The sequence below is a fragment of the Listeria farberi genome (assembly GCF_014229245.1).
GTDB lineage: Bacteria > Bacillota > Bacilli > Lactobacillales > Listeriaceae > Listeria > Listeria farberi.
The window spans coordinates 36,127-58,299 of record NZ_JAARZJ010000015.1; the positions used below are offsets into that span (position 1 = coordinate 36,127).

A 22,173-nucleotide genomic window follows, 5' to 3' on the forward strand; every position below is an offset into this window, starting at 1 on the left:
CTCGAGTTCATTACTTGAAAATAAATTTTAATGTTACTAGAGAGATAAAGTGACAAAAAAACGTCATTTTCACAGAGGATTAAGCGTTGGGAGGTCTTTTTTTAGTAAATAATATAGTGTTTACTGTGTTAATATTAATTCTAAATGTAATAATTTAGTACATTAATTAATAGATAGGAGGCTATAATGAACATAAAAGCTTTACTAGCTCGAATCGGAGTAACGTTAACTATCGCTTTGGGAATTAGCTTGTGGCTATGTGTGAGTCCAGGAATTGAGGCTCAAGCCGCGAGCCTTGCACAACCGACACCAATTAAAGAAGTATTTCCTGATTCTAATTTTGCTGAGCGAATAAGGGAAGGTTTGGGAAAAGCTAGTGTGGATGATGTTGTCACACAAGCGGAACTTAATCAAATATATTCTTTAGATAGCCCGCAGCGGAATATACAGTCAATTGAAGGAATACAATACATGAATAATTTAGAGATGATTCGTATGCAAGGCAATAATATAAACGATATAAGCCAGCTTAGCGGAATTACGAGTTTAACTAATATAGGTCTTACTAACAACAATTTAACTGACATAAGCCCTTTAGGTAATTTAACTAATTTAAAGACTTTGACATTGGGTGACAATAACATAAGTGATCTAAGTAGCTTAACGACTTTATCTAATCTATTATATTTGGCAATCAATAATAATAATGTATCTAGTTTTAATGATTTGAGTGGCTTAACTAGTTTAATAAGACTAGATGCAAATGGTGTTTCTGTAAGTGATTTGAACCCCTTATCTAATTTAACTAATTTGGACCGATTGGAACTATCAGAGAATGGTATTAGTGATATAAGTCCGTTAGCAAATCTAACCAAATTAAATTATCTAAGCTTAACTGATAACAACATCAGTGATATAAGTGTTATAGCTAATCTTACTGATATGTGGGGTCTGTATTTAGGAAATAACAACATAACTGATATAACAGCTTTGACTAATTTAACAGGTTTACATGAATTGCATTTGTCGGATAATGATATTGAGAATGCGAGTATTGTAGCTAACTTAACAAATTTAAATGAATTACAGTTAGATAATACTAATATAAGTAATATAGATTATTTAGCAAGCCTAACCAATGTGGAATATTTGTATTTGGGAAATAACCAAATAAGTGATATTACTAGTTTGCATACATTAAGTAATTTACATTTTTTAGATTTGGATAACAACCAAATAAGTGATATTAGTAGTCTACCCTCCAATTCATGGTATATGAAAGTGCAAGTGCGCAACCAAGAGATAACTAATAACCCAATTAATTTTCAAACTGATTTAGTTATTCCAAATAATATTATAGATGATTCAGGTGCGACAATATCTCCAGCAACAATCAGTGATAATGGAGTCTACGCGAGTCCGAATCTTACTTGGAATCTAACTGGCTATCAAAGCGAAGTGAGTTATACCTTTAATAAAGAAGCAGATAATGCTCTTTTCAGTGGAATGGTGAAACAACCGCTTATTGGCGAATACAATGTCATTTTTAATGTGGATGGTGTAGAAACTCAGGAAAAAGCGATTGTTGATACCTTACTAACCGAACCAACACCGCCAACAAAAGAAGGTTACACATTCACAGGCTGGTATGATGCAAAAACAAACGGTACGAAATGGGACTTTGAAACGGATAAAATGCCGGCAAAAGATATTACCTTATATGCCCAGTTTAGTGTGAATAAAAGCCCAGAAGATGATGACACTGACAAAGAAACGCCAGGTGACGATGTTAACAAGCCTGAAAGACAAGGAACTGATGTAAAAAATCCAGAAACTACTACTGAGAATAGGGTAAATATTTTATTACCAAAAACAGGCGATAGTCAAAATCCATTAGTTATTTTCATGGGACTGTTTCTGCTAGGGACAGGGATTATTTCGCTTCACAAAATACGCAATTGAATAAAAGTCTAGTATTTGTTTGCAAACAGGTGCTAGGCTTTTTGCTTGCTTTTAATAAAGTTTAGTACTAAACTAATAATATCAAGAGGAGGGACGAGCATGGTTAAGAAAGAAGAACGGCTAGGGGTTTTGCTTTGGTTTCGATTTAGCCGATTTTATAATCGGAATATGAAGCTGACCAATCAGAATTTGCGAGCAGCAGGAATTTCGACGGCGCAGTTTGATTGCATTGCCCAGATTGGTTTGGACAACGAGATTACGCAACAACAGCTTGCCGAAAAATTAGTTGTAACGAAGGGAAATGTCACCCAACTCCTCGCAAAATTAGAGCAATTAGGCTACATTACGCGAACAAAGACAGGACGCGAGAAACATATTGCCCTCACAGAAAAAGGCCAAGCGTGTTACCGCGAAAACGTGCCAAAACAAGAAGCTTTTCAGCAATCTCAATTTGATAAATTAACAAGAGACGAACAAAAAGAACTACTCAAGTTATTAAAAAAATTAGGAGAGTGATTATCAATGATGTTAACGGGGATTCATCACGTATCTATTTTTACAGCGAATGCACGAGCTAACTTTGACTTTTATACAAAAACAATGGGACTACGACTAGTAAAAAAATCGGTCAATCAAGACGATCCATATACGTACCACTTATATTACGGGGATGAAATTGGTTCTCCAGGGACAGCGCTAACTTTCTTTGAAGTTCCCAATATGGCCAAAAATCATCCATCACGCAATGCAATTTCTAGTCTCAGCTTACGTGTTCCAAGCGATGAAGCTTTGCACTACTGGGATAAAAGACTCGATGAGCATCGCATTTTTCACAGCAAACCAATTGACCAATTCGGACGCAAAATTATTCGTTTAAAAGACACCGATGGCTTACCGGTCAATTTGATTTCTGATGAAACAAGCACACAAGTAACAGAGGTTTCTTCGTGGGAAGACAGCCCAGTTCCAGCCGAATATGCTATTCGTGGACTCGGACCAGTGCGCTTCTCTGTTTTCAAAAAAGAAAAAACAGACCGCCTTTTGACAAAAATATTAGGCTTCGAGCGGATTGGTGCTTATGAAGATGATGATAAATTAGTCACGGTATTCAAAACTGGCGACGTTGGGCTTGGCGGCGAAGTGCACGTAGAGTCGCGACCTGATTTAGAACAAGGAAATCTAGGCGCTGGCGGGATTCATCACGTGGCGTTTCGTGTACCGACAGATGGCGACTTGATTGGTTGGACAGAAATGATCCAAGACCTTGGCTATAAAAATTCAGGCTATGTGGACCGTTTTTATTTCCACTCTCTTTATTTCCGCGAAAGCAATGGCATCTTAATCGAACTTGCAACCGATGAACCAGGTTTCCAAACCGATTTCACGAAAGAGCATGGAACCTATGTAGATTTACCGCCACATTTAGAAGAACGCCGCGAAGATATTTTGGCGCATTTAAAACCACTTGATACGGATAAATAATAAGAAAACCTTGAAAATATGCCCATTCATGATACAATTTTAGAAGAATGTGTAATTAGGAGGCAGAATTTTGGCAGAGGGTTTACGAACGATTTATTTTGTAAGACATGGTAAAACAGAGTGGAATATGACTGGACAAATGCAAGGCTGGGGAGATTCTCCGCTAGTTACAGAAGGTATTGACGGGGCAAAAGCAGTCGGTGAAGTGATGAAAGATACACGAATTGATGCCGTTTATACAAGCACAAGTAAACGAACGCAAGATACAGCAGCCTACATTCTAGGCGACCGCGAAATCGAAATTCAACCTCTTGAAGAACTTAAAGAAATGAGCTTTGGAACGTGGGAAGGCATTAGAGTAACTGAAATTGACGAACAACACCCTGAAGAACGCGCGAAAATTCTTCATAGTCCAGAAACCTATAAAGCAGAAGTGAACGGCGGCGAGACTTACTACGAACTTGCGGAACGTTTACTGCAAGGTGTCGAAAAAATCATTGCAGAAAATCCAAGCGGCAACATCTTGGTCGTTTCTCACGGCATGTCACTTACGTTATTATTATACTTGCTACAAGGCGGAACCATTGAAAATCACCGCAAAGAAGCACCAAGAATTTTGAATACAAGTATTAGCATCGTAGAATACCAAAACGGCGAATTTTCTCTAAAAAAATTAAATGAAGTTGGTCATTTAGACTTGAAATAAGTGAATCTTGGGCATATCTCATTGGAGGTGTGTCCTAGATTTATACATAAGAGAAAGCTAGAAAAAGGGAGAAAACATACATATGAAAAGAATTGTCAAAATTTTTCTACATTATTTTTTAGGAATTTTAGGAATTATTTTAATCAGCTGTGTTCCCGCGATATTTAGCAAAGTGACTTCGTGGTCATCAAGCACGTACTGGGAGTCTCTTAAGTCGATTTTTACAGCGATTTTTCACCCGACTAAATGGGAAATTAGTTACCAAGGAAGCGCAGAAGTTTTTCATGTGTCGTTGGCGGATTTTATCACCGGACCGTATTTATACTCCATGAAAATTATCGTAGCGAGCTTGGTAATTTCCGCACTCCTTGCATATCTAATAGTTATAGCAACATTTCGCGGACCAAAATGGTTGCGCCGAGGCTTAAGCGGATTCCTATCGATACTTCAAGCGTTTCCAGATTTTTCCTTTATATTCCTTATTCAAATGGCCGTCGTCTACATATATCAACAAACCGGCGTGTTCACCTTGAACTTTTACAGCTTAAACGGAGAACAGATTTATGCAGCGCCAATCGTCTGCTTGTCCATCATACCAACCGTGCTCTTTTATAAAATGATGATGCTCCTCATGGAAAATGAATGGCAGGCTGATTACATCGAGTTAGCTCGCGGGAAAGGCTTAACAGATAGAGCGATTTTACTGCGCCATGCCACACCAAATATGATGCAAAGTTTGTTTTACCAATCAAAAACCATCGTTTGGTTTATTTTAAGTGCCTACCTCGTTGTAGAATTTTTATTCGGGATCGAAGGTGTGCTCTACTATTTACTAGCAGGATTCAGCCCATTAAATATTTTCCTAGTATTAGCACTCGTGTTCACTCCATTTTACTTCTTTTACGCACTAATAGATCTATGGATTAGCCGCGGGAAAAATACCGAGAGCGCAAATGTGACCCGAATTCCGCTGCACTGGAATAGTTTCCAGAAGACCTTTGTGGAAAAAGTAAACCTTAAAAGCAAATGGCACAACTTTGTAGTAACGACCGGGCAGCTCCTAAAACGCCCATCTTTCAGCATTCCGCTGGCAACACTTAGTATCTTACTAATCGCAAGCCTTATTTACGGGCTTATGGGAGACAAAATCAATTCGCTTAAATTTATCAGTGATGCGACCGGACGAGTAACCGATATGGCGCCCTTCAAACCAAACGCACAAGTATGGCTAGGCACCGACCAAGCCGGCAATTCCATTCTCGACCAATTACTCGTCGGCATCAAGTATACACTACTTATAGCGGTCATCATCGCAACGCTACGTGTCGTGATTGGCTATATTTTGGCAGTACCGCTCGCGTTTTTTAGCAAACTGCGAACACGCAATTTCGTCCAAGCGATAGCGGATGGGATGCATTATCTACCACTGTCACTGCTCGTCTTTATTATCATGGTCAACGAATTCATCAGCTATTCTGGCGTTTTCGAAACCAGCCTATTTACACGCATAACCTTCCAAATTTTAATCATGGTTGTCATCGTTTTACCAATTACAGCCAACCGAATCAGCAACGAAATTTCCCAAGTGTTGAAAAAAGAGTTCGTCCTGAGTGCACTCGTTTTTGGCGGAAATGCCCGCTGGATTTTAACCAAGCATATCAATCCACAAATCTGGTCGAAATTAATTCTAATTTGGATTGAGCAACTCATTCAAACGTTGCAGATGTTTGTCCATTTAGCTATCTTTGGAATTTTCATCGGTGGGGCAATCATGGGAGCGGATGACGGCATACTGAATCCAGTTATCCCTGAATTATCAGGCCTAATCGCTAATGCGAAATCCGTTTTCGCCAACCACCAATTCTGGATAATTTTACCGCCATTACTTGTATTTATGATTTTAATTCTCTGCTTCCAAATGATGGCCAATTCGCTTTTGAAACGAGAAGAAGAAAGTAAAAAAGCCTAGTTCGTTTTTAGAACTAGGCTTTTTCAAATTCCTCTATAGATTTATCTAACCATAACTCATACCATGCAAGAAATCCTAAACGTTCTTCATTTCCAAAGTAAAAATCAGGATAGACGCCATTGTCATTATTTCTGGCATCCACCCAAATTTCTCCATAAGAAGGGCCATTTACAACAAGGTTAATCGAAACGCCACAACCAAAGTTAGCGATACGCAGAAGTCCAAATACTTCCTTATCTTGAAAGCACTGTTCTTGCCAAGCATCATAATCTTCATCGGACATTCCTTCTTTATAACCAGGCGCAATCCAGTCATCTGTATGTGGAAAAGGCTCACTTAACGTTTGCACCCCGTACTTTTTATCCTTGTAATCAAGTGATGAAAAAAGCCCGTCCGTAAGTGTTTCTAAACCATAATAAGGACCCATTCCGCCGTTACCAATTTGCTCTAGAAAAGCATGATAATCTTGAGGTAATGTAATTTGATGCTCATTTTCAAACGTGGTAAGAGTTTGATTAGATAAAGGTTCGTTGAGTTTATAGGCGTGGCTTTCTGAACCAAATAAATTCAAATCGGGATCTTTTTCTTTTAAAGCAGTGATTTTTGCTTGGATTCTGGCTAGCCGATCTTGAAGGTCAGTCATCATTTATAAATCTGCTCCATTCGTTTCAATCACTTGTTTATACCAGTAATAACTTTTCTTCGGAATACGTGTCATTGGCGCATCATCTTCCACATCACGGTCAACATAAACAAAACCGTAACGTTTTTGATAGCCATTTAACCAGCTTAGAAGGTCTGTGAAGCTCCAAGTACAATATCCTAGCATATCAACACCATCACTGATTGCATCGCGAATAGCAGTTGCGTGCGCACTCAGATAATCAATCCGGTAGTCGTCGTTTACTTCTCCGTCCACTAATTTATCAAATTCACCTAAACCATTTTCAGTAATTAAAATTGGTAAAGCGTAGCGGCTGTTAATACGACGAAGCGCAATTTGTAAGCCTTTTGGATCGATTGTCCAGTCCCAGTTGGTTGTTTTTACGAAAGGATTAACAACTTTTTTGTAAACGCCAGGGACACCAGTTTCTTTCGTGCTCCCTTTTTTACCAGTGAAGTTCATTTCGTTATTTTGGCCAACACCATCAAGCGGGTTGTAAGCTACAGTGGCGGATTGATAGTAGTTAACGCCCATAAAATCAGGTTTTGCAGAAGCAAGAAGTTCCATATCGCCATCTTCAATAACTGGCGCAATATCGTTTTCTTCTAAATATTTCCAAACCGCTTTCGGATAGCGCCCAAAAGCGTACATATCCATCCAGAAATAGCTGTTTAATTCTTCGGCATCATCAGCAGCTTGAACATTTTTAGGATCTGTGTCGATTGGATAATGTGGTGTGTAAGCAAAACTTGGTCCGATTTTTCCATCAGGAACGATTTCGTGGAAAGCTTTGATAACACTCGCATTAGCTAAGTTCGCAATGTGGTTTACTGCGTACATTCTTTTAGGATCGCTAACTTTTGGTGGGTGAAGTGCTTGACCATAACCCATACCAACAAAGATATTTTGCTCGTTTAAGGAAACCCAATATTTTACGCGGTCGCCGTAACGTTTGAAAAGTGTAGTGGAATAATTTGTGAAATCTTCAATAACTTGGCGAGATTCCCAGCCACCATATTCATCAAATAATGCTTGCGGAATATCCCAGTGATAAAGCGTTACAAGTGGTTCAATGTCATATTTAAGTAATTCATCAATTAAGTTATCATAAAATTTCAACCCAGCTTCATTCACTTCGCCTTTGCCATTTGGAAAAATACGAGTCCAAGCAATGGAGAAACGGTAAGCTTTTAGACCAGCTTCGGCCATTAATTTTACGTCTTCTTTATAACGGTGATAATGATCAACTGCTACATCGCCATTTGTACCTTTGAAAGTAGTTCCAGGAATACGAACATACTCGTCCCAAACTGATTTACCTTTGCCGTCTGCGTCCCATGCTCCTTCGATTTGATAAGCTGCAGATGCAGAACCCCATAAGAAATCTTTCGGAAATGGTGAACGTTTTTGATGTTCCATTTTATATAACCTCCATTAAAGCGATTTTTATTAAAAAACTCTACTAATATATTTTAAAGTATATTCTTTTAAAAAGATAGTTAAAAAACGCAGATTCGGATATGAATCTGCGTTTTTATTTTATTTATCGAGGACGAATTTTTGGATTGCTTTTGCAACACCGCTATCATTGTTAGAGGCGGTCGTATAGTCAGCAAGTTGTTTAATTCTTTCCGGAGCATTGCCCATTGCAATACCAAGGCCAGCGAATTCAAGCATCGTTACATCATTTTCTTGGTCGCCAATACAAATGACTTCGCTTTGCTTAATGCCAAGTTTTTCGGAAAGCTCTTTGACCGCGTTGCCTTTACTAGCGTCACGATTTAGAATTTCTAAGTAGAAGGGGGTGCTGCGAACTAAATGGTATTTTTCACGGAAGGATTCAGGTATTTTCGCAATACCAGCTTCCAGTTCGGGTGCTTCTTCAATAAACATTGCTTTCGACATAATAAAATCTTCTGGCACGTTTTCGATTTCTTTATAAATCAGTTGGCTACCAGTAAGATATGCTTCGACAATCGTATATTTTCCGATTTCTCGGTTCGGTGTATATAGCGCTTTGTCATCAAAGAAATGCATATGCAAATTGCTATCCAAACTCACTTGATAAATTTCTTTTAAGTCGCCTGCTCCAAGTGTTAAGTGAGAAATAACTTCTTTTGTAAACGTATCTTGAACAAACGCGCCGTTAAAACTAATAACATAATCGCCTTCTTCACGTAATTCAAGGTCTGTTAAATAATTTTCTACACCAACGAGCGGGCGTCCAGTACAAAGAACCACTTTTACGCCTTTTAACTTTGCTTGGCGAATGGCTTCTTTTACTTCATCCGTAACCTTATGATCATCTGTCAGTAGTGTTCCATCAATATCAATCGCAATTAATTTATACAATATACTAGCTCCTTTTCCATCATAAACTCATTCTAGTATAGCATAAATTAGAATGGATTTCTGGCTATCTATTGAAACGACAAGGAATTTATGGCATGATTGACATGGAAACTTGATAAAAGAAAAGAGTGAAATAATGAAACGTAATTATCATGTGAAATTTTTAAGTGAAAAAGATGTGGCACTTGCAGAAGCAGTTTGCACGGCATCCGAAGATTATTATTTAATTGAACAAAATAAACCCGCATCAAAAAGCGATGCATTAAAAATTATTACAGAAATTCCAAACGGGAAAACAAGATTCGATAAATTTGTTCTAGCAGTATTAGATGAAAATGAAAAACCAATCGGCTTAGTAGATATTGTTTCTGATTATCCGAGAAAAGGTCGTTGGTTTATTGGTTTATTTTTATTAACACCAGATGCTCGGGGTAATGGTCTGGGAAAAGTACTGCACCAAACTATTAAAGAATGGGCAAATGATGGTGGCGCGGATTCTTTAGCGCTCGGAATACTAGCTGAAAATGAAAAAGGACGCGGATTTTTCGAGTATCTTGGTTATTCAAAACAGGAAACAAAACAAGCGACATATGGTGGAAAAGAACACCAAGTCCATATTTATACTATTGATATTTAATAAGTAAAAGGATGCAGCTAACACGCTACATCCTTTTACTTATTTTATAGAATTATTTCTTTCTAGAAGGGCTTCCATATCAATATGCCACTGTAGATTTACTTTGGAAATAATCCCAGCTTCTTTTAATTCTTTTAATTGAGAATAGAAGAATGCTTTTGAAAGTGTACAATAATTTTTTATAACTGTTGTGCTGATTGCTTTAGGAAGTATCGCTATACCATCCACTAGTTGAATATCAAGAATTTTAATAATTGTTTCAAAAACAAAAGTTAATTGGTCTTTTTTATCACGATATTGTAGAAGTGATTTGTAGTACCCATGTTTAGCAATGGTTCGCATAATTGTATACTGGAAGCCAAAGTTTTCAGGAAATAAAGAAAGAGAATATTCAATATCGTTTTTCTTATAGATGATAATTTCGCATTCTGTTAATGTTTGATATGTTAAAACAAGAGGTCTATTCTCGAAAATGGTGTAATATCCCATAAAAAAATTAGAGCTAAATATAGAATAAATTTTATCATTATCAAAGTCAATATATCCTGCTAATATGCCAGACCTTAATAAATAAACACAGTCTGGATTTTCAAGTACTAGATCATTTAGCACCGTATGCTCGGGAACAGTAATGATATGAGATTTTAAATTGTACTGTTCCATCATTGTAACAAATTCTTTATGATTAAATGGATAGGCCATCTTTTCTTTCGTCTCCTTCAAGTTCAATTATATGCATACAATATATTTTATCATCGTAAAAATGAATAAAGATTATAAAAACAGACTCTTCAAATAGCTTGTCTTATGCCATTACCCGTTTATAAGAAAATTAACCGTAACATTTCCGCCACATTTATGTGGGAATTAGCTTGGAAAGACAAATAAAATAACTGATTGTTAAAAGAGCTAAAAATTACAGTATTCGTGTATTTTTAGCTCTTTAATGTTTATTTTCCTATTGTATAAGTAGTACCATTTCCGGTAATGACGATGGTTTTGTTGCGGTCTGTCCGGTATATTTTTGCTTTTGCTTTAGTTAGTGTGTTCACTGTTTGCGAAGTAGGATGCCCATAACCATTTTTTCCAACACTTATAATGGCGTATTTTGGTTTTACTATATTAACAAAAGCTTTACTAGTTGCTGTTTTTGAACCTTGAGTACTTACTTTTAACACATCCGCTCGTAACGTTTTTTTCGCTTTAATCATATCTGTTTCTGCTTTTGTTTGAGCATCTCCAGTGAAAAGAAAGGTGTTTTTTTTATAAGCTAGGTGAAGGACAGCGCTCCAATTATTACGATCTGTTTTCCCGTATGTTTTTACAGGACCTACAAACTGGGCGTTTACTCCTTTAATTGGTAATTTCACACCAGCTTTTGCCGTTTTAATTGGTAGTTTTTTCTTTTTCGCTGTATTGACAAAATCTTTGTAAGCAGCTGTTGTATTTGTGGAGTTTGGTGCATAGAGACTCTTGACTTTGATGCTATTCATCACTTCGGGGAGGCCGCCAATATTATCTGCATCTGCGTGAGAAGCAACCATGACTTCAATATCTTTTACTTTTAATTTCTTCAAATAGTTAACTACAATTTTCCCTTTTCCTTTGTTGCCGGCATCGATTAAAATGTCTTCGCCACTTGGAGCTTTGATGTAAATAGCATCCCCTTGTCCCACATCAATGAAATGTACTTTTATTGTTGGTGTCGCAGCTTCAGCTTGAATGGAGCTTGGTAGCGAAATTCCAGCGACTAAAGCTAAAACTAGAAACAACTTTAAAATCCCTTTTTTCATCCCTTTTCCTCTTTTCCTATGAAATGAATTCTTTTAGAAATTTGTAAACTCCGTCTGCTTCATTCGTGTCAGTAAGTTGATTGGCTGCTGCTTTGACATTATCAGTTGCGTTAGCCATTGCAACACCTGTTCCTGCATATTGTAGCATGCCAATATCATTTTCACCATCACCAAATGTGATAATTCTTTCTCTAGGGATGCCGTAATATTTTCCAAGCGCCTCAACAGCAGTTTTTTTGTCAGAATTAGCAGGGAGAATCTCTAAATTATTATGGTGAGAAGAAAGTACGCGAATTCCGTTTGCTTTATTTAGCGCTTGACGCACATCGGCTAGTCGAGATATATTATCCTCTGAGACAACGATAGCATTCAAAAATTGATTTATATTGTCATCAAAAACATGCGAATCATTAATAGAAACGAGTGAAAAACTATTATGCCCCGTATCAAGTCGGCTTTTATCAGCAAGCTCTCGGAAAAATGCAGGTGGTTCTTTTGTGTAGAATAATGTATTCGTTGAGAAGAAAAATAATGGTAAGTCAAAGTCGCGCATGATATCATACGTCTCACGGATAGCTTTTTCTTCTAAAGTAGTTTTAAGAAGCTCTTCATCACGAATGGCTGCATAAGAACCATTGGAAGCGATAACATGACCAGAATTGCTAACTTGAAAACCTACTTCCCGAGCAGAACGATACATCCGTCCAGTAGAAATTGAAAAAATATGACCGTCATTTTCTAAAGTTTGGATTAAATCACGTGTTTTTTCAGAAACAGTCTGATCTTGGCGCAGCAACGTACCATCAATATCCGAACAAATTAAATATTTATTAGTCAAATAAAATCATCCTTTTTAGTTAATAACATAAGTATACCATGTGCGAATCGGAAAAGTTATATATGATACAATAGTTTTTGACAAGTTCGAAAATAAATATTTGGGGGAATTCCATGATGAAAAAGCTTAACTGGGCAATTCTTGGACCAGGTTCGATTGCACACCAATTTGCAGAAGGGATGCAGGGGTTAAATCGCGAAATCTATGCTGTAGGAGCAAGAAGTTTAGAGAAGGGCCAAGTTTTTGCAGATCAATACGGGATTAAAAATGTATACGATGATTTTGACGTGATGCTTGCTGATTCAATAATTGATGTAGTGTATATTGCTACACCTCATTCTAACCACTACGAGTTTATTATGAAAAGTTTACATAATGGGAAACATGTTTTAGCAGAAAAAGCGATTACTGTAAGCAGTGCAGAACTGGATGATATCAATGCATTAGCTAAGGAAAAAGGGCTGATTGTTAAAGAAGCCATGACGATTTTCCATATGCCGCTTTATAAGAAATTACGAGAAATAGTCGATTCAGGAGCAATTGGTAAACTTAAAATTATCCAAGTAGCTTTTGGAAGTGCTAAGGAAAAGAATCTGAAAAACCGTTTCTATAATATGGATTTAGCTGGCGGGGCATTACTTGATATTGGTACATATGCATTAAGTTTCGCACGTTACTTTTTAAGTGGAACGCCAGATGAGGTACTAACGACGATGAAGAAATTCGAGACGGGTGTAGACGAACAATCAGGTATTTTACTGAAAAATAAAGAAGAAGAGTTGGCAGTAGTATCGCTTTCTTTCCGAGCTAAAGTACCAAAACGGGGTGTTATAGCCTGTGAAGAAGGATTTATCACTGTAGATGAGTACCCGCGGGCAGACCGAGCAACTGTTACTTACACCGCGACAGGAAAAGTAGAAGAAATCGAAGCGGGTGAAACAGATAAAGCATTAGAATATGAAATTACAGCAATGGAAGAAAGTATTGCAGCTGGAGAAAATACAACCTATCAATTAACAAACGATGTTATCGCAATTATGAGTGATGTTAGGTCGCAGTGGGGAATTAAATTTCCTTTTGAAAAATAAGAACACCCCCGCCACGTGTGGCGGGGGTGTTTAAGTACATTAGTCAGTTAAGTTATCTTCTGTTTCTGGGTCAAAGAAGTGAGATTTAGCCATTTCAAATGCTAAAGTTAAGACTTCATTTGGTTGGTGTTCAGAGCGAGCATCAACACGAGCTACGAATTCATGTGTACCAACACGGCTATGAAGCATAAATTCAGCACCAGTAAGCTCGGCAACAATAGTAGTCGCTTTGAAAGTGTAGCCTGGGTTTGCTTCAATAACGATTGGTTCATCATGAATATCTTCTGGACGAATACCGAAAACGATGTCTTTACCATCAAATCCTCTGTCTTTAAGAAGTTTAAGTTTACCCTCTGGAACTTCAATAGTGAAATCATCACCGATAAAGTTAGAACCTTCTAAACGACCTTTGAAGAAGTTCATTGCTGGGCTTCCAATAAAGCCGGCTACGAACATATTCACTGGGTGATCGTAAACTTGTTTTGGTGAACCAACTTGTTGGATAACACCGTCTTTCATGATAACGATACGAGTAGCCATTGTCATTGCTTCTGTTTGGTCATGGGTAACGTAAATCATAGTAGTATCTAATTGTTGGTGAAGTTTTGTGATTTCTGCACGCATTTGTACACGTAATTTCGCATCCAAGTTAGAAAGTGGTTCATCCATTAGGAAGACTTTAGCGTCACGAACGATTGCACGTCCTAGAGCAACACGTTGACGTTGACCACCGGAAAGTGCACTTGGTTTACGTTTTAAGTATTCTGTTAAGCCAAGAATATTTGCTGCGTGCTCAACACGTTTTTTAATTTCGTCTTTTGGCATTTTACGGAGTTTTAAACCAAATGCCATGTTATCATATACAGTCATATGTGGGTATAATGCGTAGTTTTGGAACACCATTGCGATATCACGGTCTTTTGGCGCAACATTATTCATTACTTTACCATCAATAGATAGTTCGCCTTTTGAAATTTCTTCTAATCCCGCAATCATACGTAAAGTTGTAGATTTACCACACCCAGATGGTCCTACAAAAACGATGAATTCTTTGTCATCGATTTCTAAATTAAAGTCGGAAACTGCAGTTACTTTGTTATCGTATATTTTATAAATATGTTCTAATGATAATTGTGCCAACTTACTTCGCCTCTTTCTATTTTTTAACTTGTATTCATTGTATATGAAAACGCTTTACAAAAACTATGGCACTTTGCACAAAGAAAAAAATCATCTATTGGGCAAAGTGCATAAGTAGCAAAAAAATAAAAAGAAGTAAAGGGACAAAAGACCTTTTATGTGAAGGATTTTTCAAAGCATTTAATTCTTTAGTCCCAATTCCAAAAAATCCTCAGATATCATTACAAAAAAGCTTTATCTTGTGGTATATTATTAAAGCAGACACAATATATAGTTAGTGAGGGATTATCATGTACGTGGAACAACTTAATGAACAAATGGTAATAAAAAGGGATGGCCGGAAAGCAAACTTTGATTTAATTAAAATTCGTAATGCCATTGAAGCATCTATGAAAGCAATTAATTTAGAGAATGAAACTTTTTTAGAAGAGATTTTGCTTGAGGTTGTAAGTGAATTACCTAACAAGACAGATATGACCATCGATGAAATCCAGCAATGCGTCGAAAATACTTTAATGAAATCGACGTATCCTGATGTAGCAAGGGCTTACATAGAGTATCGTCACGACCGGGATCACGAGCGCGAAAACATCACAGATATGCACAAAAGCGTCGAAAAATTACTACAAAAAGACAAAACAGTAGTGAACGAAAATGCAAATAAAGATGCGACTGTTTTCAATACACAACGCGATTTGACAGCAGGAGCCGTAGCAAAAAGTTACGCATTAAAATACATGCTACCAAAACACGTATCCAACGCTCATTTAAAAGGGGAAATCCACTTTCACGATTTAGACTACAGCCCATACCATGCGATGACTAACTGTTGTCTAATTGATATTGAAGGAATGCTTTCAAAAGGATTTACGATTGGTAATGCCAACGTAGAAAGCCCGAAATCTATCCAAACAGCTACAGCACAAATTGCTCAAATAATCGCAAACGTAGCAAGTTCACAGTATGGTGGCTGTTCTGTTGACCGAATTGATGAAGTTTTATCCGTTTACGCGCGTTTGAACTTTAAAAAACACAAAAAAGATGCGGCTGAATGGGTCGTTCCAGAAAAGCAAGAAGATTATGCAGCGGAAAAAACACGTAAAGATATTTACGATGCCATGCAAAGCTTAGAATATGAAATCAATACATTATATACAAGTAACGGCCAAACACCATTCGTCACACTAGGCTTCGGTCTTGGTGAAGATTGGTTTGCTCGTGAAATTCAAAAAGCAATCTTAAAAGTTCGGATTGGCGGGGTTGGTAAAGATAAACATACTGCCATTTTTCCGAAATTAGTATTTTCGATTCGTCGTGGAACTAATTTAAATGCAGAAGATCCGAACTATGACATCAAACAATTGGCACTGGAATGTTCTTCAAAACGGATGTATCCAGATGTACTTAACTACGATTCACTCGTTCGTTTAACAGGAGATTTCAAAGTACCAATGGGTTGCCGTTCATTTTTACCAGCTTGGAAGAACGAAAACGGAGAACATGTTAACGCGGGAAGAAACAACCTGGGTGTTGTAACACTTAATATTCCGCGTATCGCTATCCAAAGTGGTGGGGACAAAGAACGTTTCTGGGAAATTTTCCACGAACGTATGAAAACAGTCAAAGATGCACTGCTTTTCCGTTTAAACCGTGTTCGTCAAGCTCGACCAGAAAACGCACCGATTCTTTATAAATATGGAGCTTTCGGCAAACGACTACAAGACGGCGAAAATGTAGATCAACTTTTCAATAAAGAACGCTCTACTATTTCTATCGGCTATATTGGTCTTTACGAAGCTGCGACTGTATTTTACGGCGGCGAATGGGAAGGCGACAAAGAAGCAAAAAACTTCACGCTCGACATCGTGAAAGAACTAAAAGCCTATGCTGACAATTGGAAGGACAAATATGGCTACTGGTTCAGCGTATATTCGACTCCAAGTGAAAGCTTAACTGACCGTTTCAACCGTTTAGACAAAGAAAAGTATGGTGTAATTAAAGACATTACTGATAAAGACTACTACCAAAATTCTTTCCATTACGATGTTCGTAAAAAAATCACACCTTTTGAAAAAATTGATTTTGAAAAAGATTATCCAGAATTTTGCTCTGGCGGATTCATTCATTATTGTGAATATCCAAAAATGGTTCACAACACAAAAGCACTTGAGGCAGTATGGGATTACTCCTATGATCGTGTGGCTTACCTTGGTACAAATACGCCAATCGATAAATGTTACGAATGTGATTTCGAAGGTGAATTTGTTCCTACAGAAGAAGGCTTTAAATGCCCAAGCTGTGGCAACACCGACCCTGAAAAAGCAGATGTTGTAAAACGTACTTGTGGCTATCTAGGTAATCCAATGAAACGTCCAATGGTTCATGGACGTCACGTAGAAATTAGCAATCGTGTGAAACATATGGAGAACTTAGGTGAATAATCCGAAACCGTGCGAATGGAAGTCGAATGAATTATCCAGAGGGTATATCGCCGACTATAAAGCATTTAACTTTGTCGACGGGGAGGGCGTCCGGTGCAGTCTATATGTATCTGGATGTCCTTTCCACTGCGAAGGCTGCTACAACAAGGCTGCGCAATCATTTAAATACGGCAAACCGTACACCAAAGAATTAGAAGACGATATTCTAAAAGACATCGGGCATGAGAGCGTCCAAGGTCTGACATTACTTGGCGGGGAACCATTTTTGAATACTGCCACGTGCCTATCTGTCGTGAAACGAATTCGCGCGACATATGGGAAAACGAAAGACATTTGGTCATGGACAGGTTACACTTGGGATGAAATGATGCAAGAAACAACCGACAAACTCGAACTTCTATCCTTAATAGATGTTCTTGTAGATGGCCGCTTTGAACAAAAGCTATTCGATCCAAACTTAGCATTCCGCGGTTCCAGCAACCAACGAATTATCGATGTACAAAAATCGCTTGCTGCTGATGAAGTGGTGTTATATGAATTGTGAAAAAAAGAAGTTCTTTGGATAATAAAGAACTTCTTTTTAGGCTTTAGATAAGTAAGCAGAGGTAATGTTAATTTTAATTTTAAGTTGACAAGAATACTAATTTCATACATAGTTTTATTATAAATTCATCGAGGTGATCTATTGAAAGAAAGAGAGTATGATTATCAACTATCAAACATAAAAGGTATTTTGATATTTCTAGTGATATTCGGCCATTTTTTGTTAGTAATGGGACCTAAAGAAGTAGCAGTAATTGACGTTATTTATTCATTTCATATGCCAGCTTTTATTTTTATTAATGGGATTTTTAGTCAAAACGTTACCTGGAAGAAAATAGGTAAGTTGTTAGGGTTATTTATTATGTTCCAGCCACTTTTTTTACTATTAGGACTCTTGACGGGGTACTACAAAAATATAGACTTAAAAATGTTAATTACCCCAGCTTTTCATTTATGGTATTTGTTAGCGCTGGCAGTATGGATGCTGTTCGCCATGTATGCAAATAAACGAGGCAAATATGCGGTAGATGTATTACTGATTGTTTTAGTTTTACTCGTTGTTGCAATTACAAATAGATACTTTTATGGGACACAATTTTTAACAATTACAAGAATTCTTAGCTTTTTCCCATATTTTATTGCTGGTTTCTATCTGGACAGAAGTGGTTTTAACAAATTACGTATATTTTTGAAAAAGTATAAGTACATATGTGGCATAATTACTTTGGTATTAGTTATAGCCTTATATAATCTGTTTTCTACACAACCAGATGAGTTTCTTAATTTATTTTACGGATTTCTAAATAAAACGACATTTAGCGTCACTGCAGTAGGTTATATAGTGAATGTTATGGCGTCATTTTTCTTAGCCTTTTTATGGATTTTCTTATTAATTGCTATTATCCCAACTAAAAGAACGATAATGGACATCGTTGGCAGTGATACCTTATTACCCTACATTTTACATCCAATCATCTTTTATTTAATGATGACGCAAAGACCCTTTTTTATGGAGCAAACAATGACATTTCAGTTAATATTCACTATATTAATTACGATAGCAATATATGGAATTTTCACGATAATGTTAAAGAAAAAAACGTTGAAACGATTAAAATAATTAAGGGATAATATCTATAGCGAAACAAAAATCCGCCTATTTCCAGGGCGGATTTTTGTTATATATCTTGTCTTAATTTTGAATAGTCATGCAGCTCTTTATTCTTAATGACCCACTCTTTATTATTTTTCCATATTTTCCCGTGGTCTTTTAAAAGCGCTAATTGTTTGTAAAAGCTGCTTTTTGAAAGATTACTGTAAGCGGCTATAATACTTGTTCGCATTTCTTTTGGTAAGATTACACTGTCTTTTTCATAAGGAATTCCATGAAGTTTCCCGATATTGACAAAAGAAAGTTCTAGCTTATTAGAAGAACTTGTTTCAGCGAAAAGACTTTTGAAGAAAGCATGTCGAGCCAAATCGCGCATTATGAAAAATTGGAACCCAAAGTTCTCAGGAAACATAGAGAGAAAATATTCTAAATCCTTAAATGTGTATTTATAAATAGTACAAGTTGATATAGTTTTAAATAAAAAGTCATCTACGTTTCCCTGGAATAAACTATAATAATTAATAAAAGAGCCTTTTCCAAGAACAGTATAAATGCTAGTTGATTCTGGGTTCATAGAAATCGAAACAAATCCGTCGATAATTAAATAGACATGACTATTTCTTTGAGATGCAGTATCGACTAATTCAGTATGTTTTGGAACTTTTAACTTTTCGTAGTTAATGTTGCCTTCATGAGATAATCGAACAAATTCTTTGTAGTTAAATAGTGTATCCATTATTAGTATCCCCTTTACTCTTTTGTTAACTATAATATATAATATCAAAATTAACAAAAATTAATCCATAAATTACCTCGTTAGTGAAGGGGATTTGAAGATTTAATGAGAAATTGTAAAAAATAGCTAATTTGACTCGTAAATTATATTATTTTAGTATAATTCAGGACGACGGTCGGTAAAAACAGGAATGATCCCTCTCGTTTCGGCAACTAAATTCAAGTCGATTTCAGCATAAATATTGCCTTCTTCTTCGCCACCATGAACAATAACATTTCCAAGTGGATCAATAACAAGCGAGTGCCCGTTAAAATGATTATTTGGATCATCACCTACTCGGTTGACAGCAACAACAAAAGCTTGGTTTTCAATTGCACGAGCGATAAGTAGTTGTTCCCATTGGTTAATGCGCTCAGCTGGCCACTGGGCGGAAATAAAAATAACTTCTGAGCCTTCTGAAGTATGTTTACGAATCCATTCAGGAAATCTAATATCATAACAAATGAACCCTGCGCAAGAAATACCATCTAGTCGAAAAAGATTTTTATCATTTCCAGCTTCTAAGTATAAGTGTTCATTCATAAGTTGGAATAAGTGTACCTTTTTATATGAAGAAAGTAGTCCGCCATATTTATCAAAAGCGTACATCGTGTTCGAAAACTTGCTTCCTTCTGAAATAGAAACCGAGCCACCAATAATAGCAATTTGGTATTTTTCAGAAAGCGTTGCTAAAAATTCTTTTGTTCTCTCCCCATTTAAATCAGCAACCCCAGCTAATTCATTTAAAGCATAACCCGTATTCCACATTTCTGGTAAAACGGCTATATCGGCCCCATTTTCAGCAGCTTCGACAATCGCTTTTTCAATCCTTGCATAGTTTGCATCCGGATATTTAAAAACTACATCGGTCTGACATAATGCCAACTTCCACATGTTCTTCTCTCCCTTTTTCTTTTAAAAATAACATAAGCTTGGTGGCGAGTCCATACCGGAACACTACGCACCAAGCTCTTAGTAGTAAAATTAATCTTTTTTAAGACGTCTAGATAAGAAATTTCCGAATGATTGTAGTGCCTGTACCATGATAATTAAAATAATAATCGTTGTGTACATGACAGTCGGTTCAAAACGCTGGAAACCATATTGGTATGCAATTGTTCCAAGGCCACCAGCACCAACAAGTCCAGCCATTGCTGTCGCGCCGATTAGTCCAATCGTAGCAATAGTCAAACCGAGAACGATACCAGACCGAGCTTCGCGAATAACCACACTCCAAATAATTCTCGGAGTAGAAATCCCCATAGCTTGGTAAGCTTCCACAACCCCGCGGTCCACTTCCAAAAGGGCGGACTCCATCAAACGAGCAATATAAGGTGCCGTAAATACAACAAGTGGCATAATAACTCCTTGAATCCCAATAGTAGTCCCAACAACAAACCTTGTTACAGGAATCATTAAGAATAACAAGATAATAAACGGTAACGAGCGTAAAATATTAATAACCCAGTTTAAAATGCTATAGGTAACCAGATTTTCTGATTGACCACCTTTACGTGTTAATGTTAAAAATACGCCAAGTGGTAAACCAATCGCAAGCGAGATCACGAGTGTAATCCCGGTCATCGTCAGCGTTTCTAGAAATCCTTGCCAAAGTATCGGGCCCCATTCTTCAAAAAACAAACTCATAGTAACTCGACCTCCTCAACAACGACTCCAGATTCTTTCAAATAAGAAATAGCTTTACTATACTCGGCTTCGTCCCCTTTTAAATGAACGAGCAGTTTTCCAAGTGTTCCATTTTTCAAATGATCAATTCCGCCAGCTAAAATGCTTGGAAGAACGTCGAATTTGCGCGATACAAGAGCGAGAGCAGGTTCATCCGCTTCATCTCCAATAAAATGAAGGGAAACCAATTTCCCAGTCGCAATATATTTTTCAAGCAAATCTTGCGGGATATCAAAACTAGCTTCCGACCCAACAAAGCGCTTGGTTGTCGCGTGTTTTGCTTTCGTGAAAATATCAAGAACGGTACCTTGCTCCACTAAATGACCATTTTCCATCACAGCAACCCGGTCACAAATACGTTGAATGACATCAAGTTCATGTGTAATTAAGAAAATCGTAATGCCGAGTTCCGCATTAATTTTAAGTAACAGTTGCAAAATTGCTTCTGTTGTTTCCGGGTCCAAGGCGCTTGTTGCTTCATCGCTTAAGAGAATTTCTGGTTCATGCGCTAGAGCACGAGCAATTGCCACACGTTGCTTTTGACCGCCAGAAAGTTGGCTTGGATAATTGTTCCGTTTATCCTCTAAGCCAACTATCGACAAGTATTTATTTACGCGAGTCTCGATTTCGTCTTTTGGAACGCCTTCTAATTTTAACGGTTTGGCAATGTTATCATAGACAGTTGCGGTTTTTAGTAAATTGTATCCTTGGAAAATCATACCAATTTTCCGACGAGCGACACGAAGTTCTTTACTTGAGAGGGTAGATAAGTTCTTCCCATCAATGACAACTTGGCCGGCATCTGGACGTTCAAGCAAGTTGATGCAACGAACGAGCGTACTTTTACCGGCGCCGCTATAACCAACAACACCGAAAATTTCTCCTTTTTCGACTGTAATAGAAACATTTTTAACGGCTTCTACGGTTTTTCCATTTACGTTAAATGTCTTTGAAACTTGATGTAATTCGATCAAAATAAAACAACT

The 22,173-nt window shown here is 37.2% G+C and carries 21 protein-coding genes; 10 read left to right on the forward strand and 11 right to left on the reverse strand.

Annotated features, from left to right (window positions below):
* The first annotated feature begins 186 nt into the window (after positions 1–186).
* From HCB45_RS12815 to HCB45_RS12835, 5 genes are all read left to right on the forward strand, one after another.
* Positions 187–1,962, forward strand: coding sequence for a leucine-rich repeat domain-containing protein (locus HCB45_RS12815; protein ID WP_185620151.1), 1,776 nt, complete (start codon positions 187–189; stop codon positions 1,960–1,962).
* Positions 1,963–2,061: 99 nt separating this feature from the next.
* Positions 2,062–2,478 carry a MarR family winged helix-turn-helix transcriptional regulator gene (locus HCB45_RS12820; RefSeq protein WP_010990313.1) on the forward strand — a complete coding sequence of 139 codons (417 nt, stop codon included), beginning with the start codon at positions 2,062–2,064 and terminating at the stop codon, positions 2,476–2,478.
* A gap of 6 nt (positions 2,479–2,484) precedes the next feature.
* Positions 2,485–3,444, forward strand: coding sequence for a ring-cleaving dioxygenase (locus tag HCB45_RS12825; protein ID WP_185620153.1), 960 nt, complete (start codon positions 2,485–2,487; stop codon positions 3,442–3,444).
* Positions 3,445–3,514: 70 nt separating this feature from the next.
* Positions 3,515–4,150 carry a histidine phosphatase family protein gene (locus HCB45_RS12830; RefSeq protein WP_185620155.1) on the forward strand — a complete coding sequence of 212 codons (636 nt, stop codon included), beginning with the start codon at positions 3,515–3,517 and terminating at the stop codon, positions 4,148–4,150.
* 82 nt (positions 4,151–4,232) lie between these two features.
* Positions 4,233–6,119, forward strand: coding sequence for an ABC transporter permease subunit (locus tag HCB45_RS12835; protein ID WP_185620157.1), 1,887 nt, complete (start codon positions 4,233–4,235; stop codon positions 6,117–6,119).
* A 13-nt stretch (positions 6,120–6,132) separates the two neighbouring features.
* Here the strand turns inward: HCB45_RS12835 and HCB45_RS12840 are convergent, their stop codons facing one another.
* The 3 genes from HCB45_RS12840 to yidA all read right to left on the reverse strand — a co-directional run bounded on the left by HCB45_RS12840 (position 6,133) and on the right by yidA (position 9,135).
* Positions 6,133–6,765 (reverse strand): SMI1/KNR4 family protein, encoded by a 633-nt coding sequence (locus HCB45_RS12840; protein WP_376740641.1) that lies wholly within the window; start codon positions 6,763–6,765, stop codon positions 6,133–6,135.
* Positions 6,766–8,202, reverse strand: coding sequence for a glycoside hydrolase family 1 protein (locus tag HCB45_RS12845; protein WP_003729166.1), 1,437 nt, complete (start codon positions 8,200–8,202; stop codon positions 6,766–6,768).
* Between the two features lie 120 nt (positions 8,203–8,322).
* Entirely contained in the window at positions 8,323–9,135 is an 813-nt protein-coding gene (yidA, locus tag HCB45_RS12850) for a sugar-phosphatase (protein WP_185608021.1), read from the reverse strand.
* Between the two features lie 136 nt (positions 9,136–9,271).
* On the opposite strand from yidA, the gene HCB45_RS12855 reads away from it, so the two are divergent.
* The gene (locus HCB45_RS12855) at positions 9,272–9,772 is read left to right on the forward strand and encodes a GNAT family N-acetyltransferase (protein ID WP_185620159.1); all 501 of its coding nucleotides are present in this window, start codon (positions 9,272–9,274) and stop codon (positions 9,770–9,772) included.
* Between the two features lie 39 nt (positions 9,773–9,811).
* On the opposite strand, the gene HCB45_RS12860 is transcribed toward HCB45_RS12855, so the two are convergent.
* The 3 genes from HCB45_RS12860 to HCB45_RS12870 form a co-directional block, all read right to left on the reverse strand.
* Positions 9,812–10,474, reverse strand: a complete 663-nt coding sequence (locus HCB45_RS12860; protein ID WP_185620162.1) for a cyclic nucleotide-binding domain-containing protein — start codon at positions 10,472–10,474, stop codon at positions 9,812–9,814.
* A gap of 248 nt (positions 10,475–10,722) precedes the next feature.
* Positions 10,723–11,565, reverse strand: coding sequence for a ComEC/Rec2 family competence protein (locus HCB45_RS12865; protein WP_185317837.1), 843 nt, complete (start codon positions 11,563–11,565; stop codon positions 10,723–10,725).
* Between the two features lie 16 nt (positions 11,566–11,581).
* The gene (locus HCB45_RS12870; RefSeq protein WP_185620164.1) at positions 11,582–12,403 is read right to left on the reverse strand and encodes an HAD family hydrolase; all 822 of its coding nucleotides are present in this window, start codon (positions 12,401–12,403) and stop codon (positions 11,582–11,584) included.
* A gap of 116 nt (positions 12,404–12,519) precedes the next feature.
* Here HCB45_RS12870 and HCB45_RS12875 point away from each other — a divergent pair, with 116 nt between their 5' ends.
* On the forward strand, positions 12,520–13,491 hold the full coding sequence (locus HCB45_RS12875) for a Gfo/Idh/MocA family protein (protein ID WP_185620190.1): 972 nt from the start codon (positions 12,520–12,522) through the stop codon (positions 13,489–13,491).
* Between the two features lie 39 nt (positions 13,492–13,530).
* Here the strand turns inward: HCB45_RS12875 and msmX are convergent, their stop codons facing one another.
* A complete protein-coding gene (gene msmX, locus HCB45_RS12880) occupies positions 13,531–14,631 on the reverse strand; it encodes an oligosaccharide ABC transporter ATP-binding protein MsmX (protein ID WP_185317839.1) in 1,101 nt (366 codons plus the stop codon).
* A 290-nt stretch (positions 14,632–14,921) separates the two neighbouring features.
* On the opposite strand from msmX, the gene nrdD reads away from it, so the two are divergent.
* The 3 genes from nrdD to HCB45_RS12895 all read left to right on the forward strand — a co-directional run bounded on the left by nrdD (position 14,922) and on the right by HCB45_RS12895 (position 18,735).
* A complete protein-coding gene (gene nrdD / locus HCB45_RS12885; protein WP_185620166.1) occupies positions 14,922–17,072 on the forward strand; it encodes an anaerobic ribonucleoside-triphosphate reductase in 2,151 nt (716 codons plus the stop codon).
* Positions 17,065–17,616, forward strand: a complete 552-nt coding sequence (nrdG, locus tag HCB45_RS12890; protein ID WP_003770189.1) for an anaerobic ribonucleoside-triphosphate reductase activating protein — start codon at positions 17,065–17,067, stop codon at positions 17,614–17,616. The genes nrdD and nrdG overlap by 8 nt, the downstream gene beginning before the upstream one ends.
* Before the next feature lie 141 nt (positions 17,617–17,757).
* The gene (locus HCB45_RS12895; RefSeq protein ID WP_185620168.1) at positions 17,758–18,735 is read left to right on the forward strand and encodes an acyltransferase family protein; all 978 of its coding nucleotides are present in this window, start codon (positions 17,758–17,760) and stop codon (positions 18,733–18,735) included.
* Positions 18,736–18,793: 58 nt separating this feature from the next.
* Here the strand turns inward: HCB45_RS12895 and HCB45_RS12900 are convergent, their stop codons facing one another.
* From HCB45_RS12900 to HCB45_RS12915, 4 genes are all read right to left on the reverse strand, one after another.
* The gene (locus HCB45_RS12900) at positions 18,794–19,462 is read right to left on the reverse strand and encodes a Crp/Fnr family transcriptional regulator (protein ID WP_185620170.1); all 669 of its coding nucleotides are present in this window, start codon (positions 19,460–19,462) and stop codon (positions 18,794–18,796) included.
* Positions 19,463–19,615: 153 nt separating this feature from the next.
* Positions 19,616–20,395 carry a carbon-nitrogen family hydrolase gene (locus HCB45_RS12905; protein WP_185620173.1) on the reverse strand — a complete coding sequence of 260 codons (780 nt, stop codon included), beginning with the start codon at positions 20,393–20,395 and terminating at the stop codon, positions 19,616–19,618.
* 90 nt (positions 20,396–20,485) lie between these two features.
* Positions 20,486–21,148: a methionine ABC transporter permease gene (locus HCB45_RS12910; protein ID WP_185317844.1), complete on the reverse strand. Its 663-nt coding sequence runs from the start codon at positions 21,146–21,148 to the stop codon at positions 20,486–20,488.
* The gene (locus tag HCB45_RS12915) at positions 21,145–22,161 is read right to left on the reverse strand and encodes a methionine ABC transporter ATP-binding protein (RefSeq protein WP_185317845.1); all 1,017 of its coding nucleotides are present in this window, start codon (positions 22,159–22,161) and stop codon (positions 21,145–21,147) included. Before HCB45_RS12915 ends, HCB45_RS12910 begins: the two co-directional genes overlap by 4 nt.
* Positions 22,162–22,173 lie beyond the last annotated feature (12 nt).